This window comes from Sulfurospirillum diekertiae (assembly GCF_002162315.1).
In the GTDB taxonomy this organism is placed as follows: domain Bacteria; phylum Campylobacterota; class Campylobacteria; order Campylobacterales; family Sulfurospirillaceae; genus Sulfurospirillum.
This window is the reverse complement of sequence record NZ_CP021416.1, coordinates 2,870,259-2,876,536: the sequence shown is the minus strand read 5'-3', so window position 1 is coordinate 2,876,536 and position 6,278 is coordinate 2,870,259. Positions and strand designations below refer to the sequence as shown.

The following is a 6,278-nucleotide window of genomic DNA, read 5'->3' as shown; positions in this document are numbered from 1 at the left end:
AATTGGTTATTTTAGGTATTGATCCAGGAACACGTAACTGTGGATATTCCATTTTAAAAAAGGAAAAAAACAGTCTTGTTTTGGTTGAAGCAGGACTGATTAAAATTAAAGAAAAGATACTTCAACATCAGATTATGGAGCTCGTTGAAGGGCTCGATACCATCTTTAAACAACACACGATTGATGAAGTGGCTATTGAAGATATTTTTTACGCCTACAACCCTCAAACGGTGATTAAATTGGCACAATTTCGAGGTGCTTTAAGTCTAAAAATTTTACAAACCATTGGTAATTTTAGTGAATACACGGCACTTCAAGTGAAAAAAGCCGTAACAGGCAATGGAAAAGCAGCCAAAGAGCAAGTAGCGTTTATGGTGAAAAAAATTTTGGGGATTAAACAAGAGATAAAACCTTTGGACATTACGGACGCAATAGCTATTGCCATCACGCATGCCCAAAGGGTTAAAGTGAGTTAAGCAGGCTCTTTAATACTAAAGAGGTATTTGTGCTCTTCGGGAAGTGCCTCGTAAAGGGCATGGGCTAGATTTTGAATCTCCCAAAGTGCACTTTTATCGCTGCGCAATGTTAAAAAGTTTTGAAGACTTCTGGCATTAACGGTCCATGTGAGTTCCGTTTTGTAGCTCTCTGGAAGGCAGTATTTTGCCTTATCATTGCTAATTCCTTCCACAAGGACTAATCGAAGGTTTTCAAGTGCCTTAAGGCTCATTTCATCCACCATCCCCACACCCGTTAAAACAAGGTACTTTGAAGCGCGTTCTACATCTTTACATGTAAAGCTCTCTTCGTTCTTTAACTCTTTAAGTGTGTAGCGTGTTGACTTAACGGAGAGTGAAGCCATACGATGCCTTGCAAGCTCTTGAAGCAGGGCACGAGAAATACCTTCAATATAGAAGTTATAAACTAAGTGCTCAAGGGTTGAAGCGTGTTTAAATTTATTGCCAACACGATCAATGAGTTCTTTATCTTTTTCGCCACCTTCGTCGCTTTTGTCAAAACTTTGCCAGCAGGTACGAATAGCATCAGCACAAATAAGCAGGGGTGTGTAATGGTTGAGTGTGATTTTCATGTGTTGAGTCCCAAGTTTTTTTGGGACTCATTGTATTACATGTAAGCTAAAAAAATCTATTTGAGTTGGAGCAGGGTGTTGAGCATCTCATCCGCGGTTGTGATCGTTTTTGAGTTTGCTTGATAACCTCTTTGAATAACAATTAACTGTGTTAAAGAACGAGAAAGATCCACGTTACTCATCTCAAGTGAACTTGCTTGAATCGTACCTTTACCACCCGTTGAAGCTTGTCCAACAATAGGATCACCAGAATTTGAGGTTTGGACAAAACAGTTACCGCCATCACTCTCTAAACCTTGATTGTTGGTAAAGGTCGCCATCGCCACTTGTGCGAGCGCAAAACTACGTCCGTTGGTAAAACTACCGATAACTGTTCCCGTTTCATCAACGCTTAGACCATTAAGATCACCACCTGCATAACCATCTTGGCTAATACCAGAAGTGTTAGAGTCTTTATCAAAGCTGGTCATACCGTCAAATTGTCCCAATGTTCCGAATTTTAGCTCAATATTTTGATTGCCTGTTGATCCATTGTTTGCGGTGTAAGTTAAATTTCGTGGAGAATAGGTTGCTAAAGAACCATCGGAATTAAAACTAACGGTTCCCGTTACAATATTTTCAGGATAGTTTCCAAGGTTAATGTCACCTGGTTCTGGAACAGAAACAAGGACTGACCATTCAGTACCACCTTCAGTTGTAAAGCCTGTTTTGGTGAACTCAAGTCTTACGGTATGTTTAGAACCTAGTGAATCATAAACATCGATACTTGAAGCATGGGTTGCTGCATAAACGGATTGAGATGTTCTTACCGATGAACCAGACGTCAATGTTCCTTGAAGGGCATTAATAGTTGTACTAAAACTTGCATTTGCAGCAACGTTATTGGTTCCATTGGTAAGATTTGTAATTGTTAGGTAAAGATCGTAATCATTGGCATTTTTAAAATTTGTTCCTGCAGGATAAATCATAGGTGTACCAGCACTTGCAACAAGTGTTGATCCTGAAGGAATAGTCGCAGCTTGAGTAAGCGTTATAGCAGCTGCAAGACCAGGAAGACCTGCTGGATACGAAGTTCCATTAATAACTGTAGCAGCTGAAAAAACGGTACCGGCTTGAAGAATAGTTCCAACAGGAAATGAAATATCTTCAGTTAATGGCGTATTTGCTGTAATGCTTACGGGTGTCACTAAAGTACCATTGGTTACATCACCATCATCTGCATTAAATGCATCTCCTTTAGGGTTTGCAATTTCAAATTGTCCTGTTTTATTAACTGTAACGGTTACACCATCATTTTTATTTGAGCTTTGAGGTCCTGCTGTCCATTCATTTCTAACATTTGTATCAGCATCAGGACCATCAGCCACAACTTGTCCTGTATAGTTAACAAACGATCTAGCATCTTTTTGAAGTGCTTCTCTTAAATCTTCCGTTGTTGTAAATGTTCTTTCTACTCCGTCATCGTAGCTATGGGTTGTGTTGAGTGGGCTAGCACTATAGGTATATTGATAGGCTGTAATAACACTGGTAGAGACTAAGGCCGTAGTATCGGTACCATTTTTGGTTAATTTAATATTTTTACTAGCTGCTTCTGTACCACTTTGGTTATCGTTGGTAAGGTAAAGTCCTGTACCTCCTGTAATGTTAGCCTTAACACCTGTTTTACCGCTTTTGGCATCCACTAAGCCTTGAACATACGATGCAACAGTGGCGTCATCGGTTGATGCAATGCTACCTGTAATTGATTCACCATTGAGTGTAAGATCAATCGTTGTTGTTCCTGAAGGATCATGGACTATCGTAAAGGTATTGGTTTTGGCTTGTGCAAAACTTGTCCAAACACCTTGTCCTGTTGTAATATTAAATGCATTTCCATCAGAGTTAAAAAGTGCACCAAAGTCTTGTCCACGTTCGTAAAGCGCTTTGCTAGTATTGAACATATTGCTACCAGCATCATTTTCATCGTGCGTTTCCGTTGCTTCTTGGATGCCATCGCCATTGGTATCAACCCATCCATGGTCTTGATCAAGAGAGTAGATAACCGATTTGTGGGTACCGACGCTAGCGCCTGAATCAAGATTCGCTTTAACAGAGATATAAGTAGAAGCATTGGCGGGTGTTGTCAGTCCTGGGGGGATAGTAATGTTGGCAATTGGTGATGTTGAATCAATTGCAAGGGTTGATTTGTCTCTGTTCCATCCTTGTGCGATATAACCGTTGGTATCGACAAAGTTACCATTTGCATCAAAGGTAAAGTCACCACTTCTCGTATACTTGTAGGTACTTCCTCCATCTGGAGAAACAACAAAGAAACCATCACCTTGGATTGCAAGGTCGGTTGTTTTGTCGGTTGTTTCGATGGAACCTTGCTTAAAGATTTTGGTGACCGTGCTTATTTGTGTTCCAAGTCCAATTTGCATCGCGTTTTTACCACCCAGTTCACCTTGGGGTGCTGTTGCAATTTTAGCGGTTTGACTTAAGAGATCAGAAAAATTTGCTCTACTATATTTATAGCCTGTGGTATTAACGTTTGCAATGTTATTACCTTCAACGTCCATTGCGATCTGGTGTGCCTGCAAACCGGTAACGCCGGCCCAGAGTGATCTCATCATTGCGTATCCTTTTTAAAGTTACTTTTTGTTTTTATAAATTTCGTACAAAATGAAAGCAATTTTTATTCCATGAAATGCTGTTTTTTGTTAGCTTTTCATGTTAATAGCATTTTTAATCAGATCATCACTGGTAGTAATGCTTTTTGAGCTGGCATCAAATGCTTTTTGGGTAATAAGAAGCTCCGTTAATGCCGTTGCCATACTGACATTACTTCCTTCTAGCTTATTACTAAAAATAGTTGAACCTAAAAAACTCTCGCCATTTTTATCCGTATAAAATATAGGTTTTCCGCTGTTATTAGACGCTTCAAAAAGGGTTGAAGAGTCTTGTGTAAGTCCTTGATCATTTTGAAAATGATAAATAGCGACTTTAGCCACAGCCGAGCTTTTACCATTGCTAAACTCTGCAATAACATTGCCATTAGTATCCATAGCATAGTCTTTTAAAAAGCCTTCAGCAGATCCATTGGAAGTTGAAACATTAGCTTTTTTAATGGTTGTGCTTGAAATAAGTCCATCAAAATTACCCACCGTTCCTAAGTTAAGTTCTAGAGGTGTCCCTCCATTGGAAAGGGCAGGTACAGAGTTTGATAGAAGCTGACCCGCTCCACCAAAGGTGAGTGTTCCTGTTTGGGTATCCACAATGTTATAGACTTTATTGGTTGAGGTATCGACGTAATATTTTGTAGGGTCATAGATTTTTGTAACCGTACCTTTTACCGTGTCAACATTGTAAACGGAAGTGTCATAGGTTTTTGTAGAATCATAGTTTTCTACGGTATAGTCTTCAAAATAGCTCAGTACCTTAATATTGGCATCCCACGTACTACCCGATGCCGCTTGGGGAACTTGTTTGGTAAAGGTCATATCAATAATGCCTTTACTACCATCAGGGGCGATAATACCAGTTGTATAATGTGCAGTATTGGCAGTTTCTTGATTTGATGTAACTGAAACGTTTGCTGTTAGGGCAGAAGTTGTATTTAAGCCACTCACATCAGAATTTGAAATACTCCAATTAAGAGACGCATCAAGTTCTGTTGAAATTTTCTTTGTGTTTCCATTAACATCAGTTAATGTAATAGTAACAGTGTCACCTTTTTGAGGGCTTTGCAGTGCTGTTGTATTGCTGACACTTCCACTTAAGCTTACTTGCCCAACCGCTGAAGGTGTTACGGTTGCAGTGTAATCAGCGGCACTAAGCGGAACCGTGACCTTATCCGTTTTAATGGTAGGATCAAGATTTGCACCGTAAGAAACTTTTGTTGTTGCAACAGGTGGATAGTAGAGAATATCAGGCAAAGTGACTTTCGTTTGACTACCAACACTTTCTAAAGGAACATCACTCATAGGTGTAATAGCGTAAGGAGTAACAGCAGTCGTGGTGGCTGCATTGTAATACGTTCCAAATTTAGCAAGAGTTGCCGCATCAAGCGATGTAGGTGCAATATTGTTGCCAGGGGTTGCCATAAGATAATAACCATCGGCATTGACTAAGGATCCTTGTGCATCAAGTGAAAAAGAACCAGCACGTGTATAGTATGTTTTGGTCACTTCTTGGCCTTTAACGCCAAACCAACCATCTCCTTGAATAGCAAGATCAAAAGGGCTATCGGTATTTTCAAGAACACCTTGCGCTAGATTTAAGGCAGTGGTTTGACTTTGTGCCCCAAGACCTTTATCGTTGGAGTAAGAAGCATAAGTGCCTGTTAATACGGTTGAAAAAAGGGTTGAAATTTCTGCACTACTTCCTTTATAAGCACTCGTATTGATATTGGCAATGTTATTGGCTTGCACATCCATCGCAAACTGTTGTGATTTGATACCAGAAATTCCATTGTAAAAAGAGCTAGTCATTGGGATGTCCTTTATTTATCATAATACTCAACAACATCACTCATTGGAAAATAATTCGAACCTAATTTAATATAAGAGGATCCATTATCATAACGTACTGACTCAACAGGATAAACACCAAATTGGGTTTTTTGTTGATCATTATTTTTATCCAGGTACTCTGCTGTAACACCATAATAACCATCCTTAAGTTGTTCACCGTATTTATTTTTTCCATCCCATTCAAAAGAAATAACTCCACTTTTACCTACGGCATCTTTAAGATCGATGGTTTGTACAACATTTTTATCTTTGTCTGTAATGCTGAGTGTTCCACTTTTAATTTCGGTTGGAAAATAAACTTCATATTTAGCAGTGCTGTTATTAAGTGTAATAGCGTTATATCCCAAACTGCCCATTTTACCAATTAAGTTTGTTGCATTAGCGCTAACACTCTCTTTAAGTTGCGATGACAAATTATCCAAAGCGGTATTGGTTTTGGTTGCCGATTCCAGTGTTGCAAGCTGAGAGGTTTGGGTTAAGATTTTATCGCTGTCCATAGGACTTGTAGGGTCTTGGTGCTGAAGTTCTGTTAGCAAAAGTTTCAAAAAATCATCTTTTCCTAACGTGTCAGCACTTCCTGTTGACGCTGCTGTTTTTGTTGTTGTTGAACTGGCAGTACCTGGGTTTAGGAGGCTTTCATAACCTTTTGTATTGATTGCCATAATGTATCCTTTTCTTTA

The 6,278-nt window shown here is 39.3% G+C and carries 5 protein-coding genes; 1 reads left to right on the top strand and 4 read right to left on the bottom strand.

Going from position 1 to position 6,278, the window contains the following annotated elements; all coding sequences use genetic code 11:
- Positions 1 to 2 precede the first annotated feature (2 nt).
- Entirely contained in the window at positions 3 to 476 is a 474-nt protein-coding gene (gene ruvC, locus Sdiek1_RS14715) for a crossover junction endodeoxyribonuclease RuvC (protein ID WP_087439791.1), read from the top strand.
- Here the strand turns inward: ruvC and thyX are convergent.
- From thyX to Sdiek1_RS14695, 4 genes are all read right to left on the bottom strand, one after another.
- On the bottom strand, positions 473 to 1,087 hold the full coding sequence (thyX, locus tag Sdiek1_RS14710; protein ID WP_087439790.1) for an FAD-dependent thymidylate synthase: 615 nt from the start codon (positions 1,085 to 1,087) through the stop codon (positions 473 to 475). The two genes, ruvC and thyX, sit on opposite strands and share 4 nt — an antisense overlap.
- A 56-nt stretch (positions 1,088 to 1,143) precedes the next feature.
- Positions 1,144 to 3,699, bottom strand: coding sequence for a flagellar hook protein FlgE (gene flgE, locus Sdiek1_RS14705; RefSeq protein ID WP_087439789.1), 2,556 nt, complete (start codon positions 3,697 to 3,699; stop codon positions 1,144 to 1,146).
- Between the two features lie 87 nt (positions 3,700 to 3,786).
- Entirely contained in the window at positions 3,787 to 5,556 is a 1,770-nt protein-coding gene (locus tag Sdiek1_RS14700; protein ID WP_087439788.1) for a flagellar hook-basal body complex protein, read from the bottom strand.
- Between the two features lie 11 nt (positions 5,557 to 5,567).
- The gene (locus tag Sdiek1_RS14695; RefSeq protein WP_087439787.1) at positions 5,568 to 6,260 is read right to left on the bottom strand and encodes a flagellar hook capping FlgD N-terminal domain-containing protein; all 693 of its coding nucleotides are present in this window, start codon (positions 6,258 to 6,260) and stop codon (positions 5,568 to 5,570) included.
- Positions 6,261 to 6,278 lie beyond the last annotated feature (18 nt).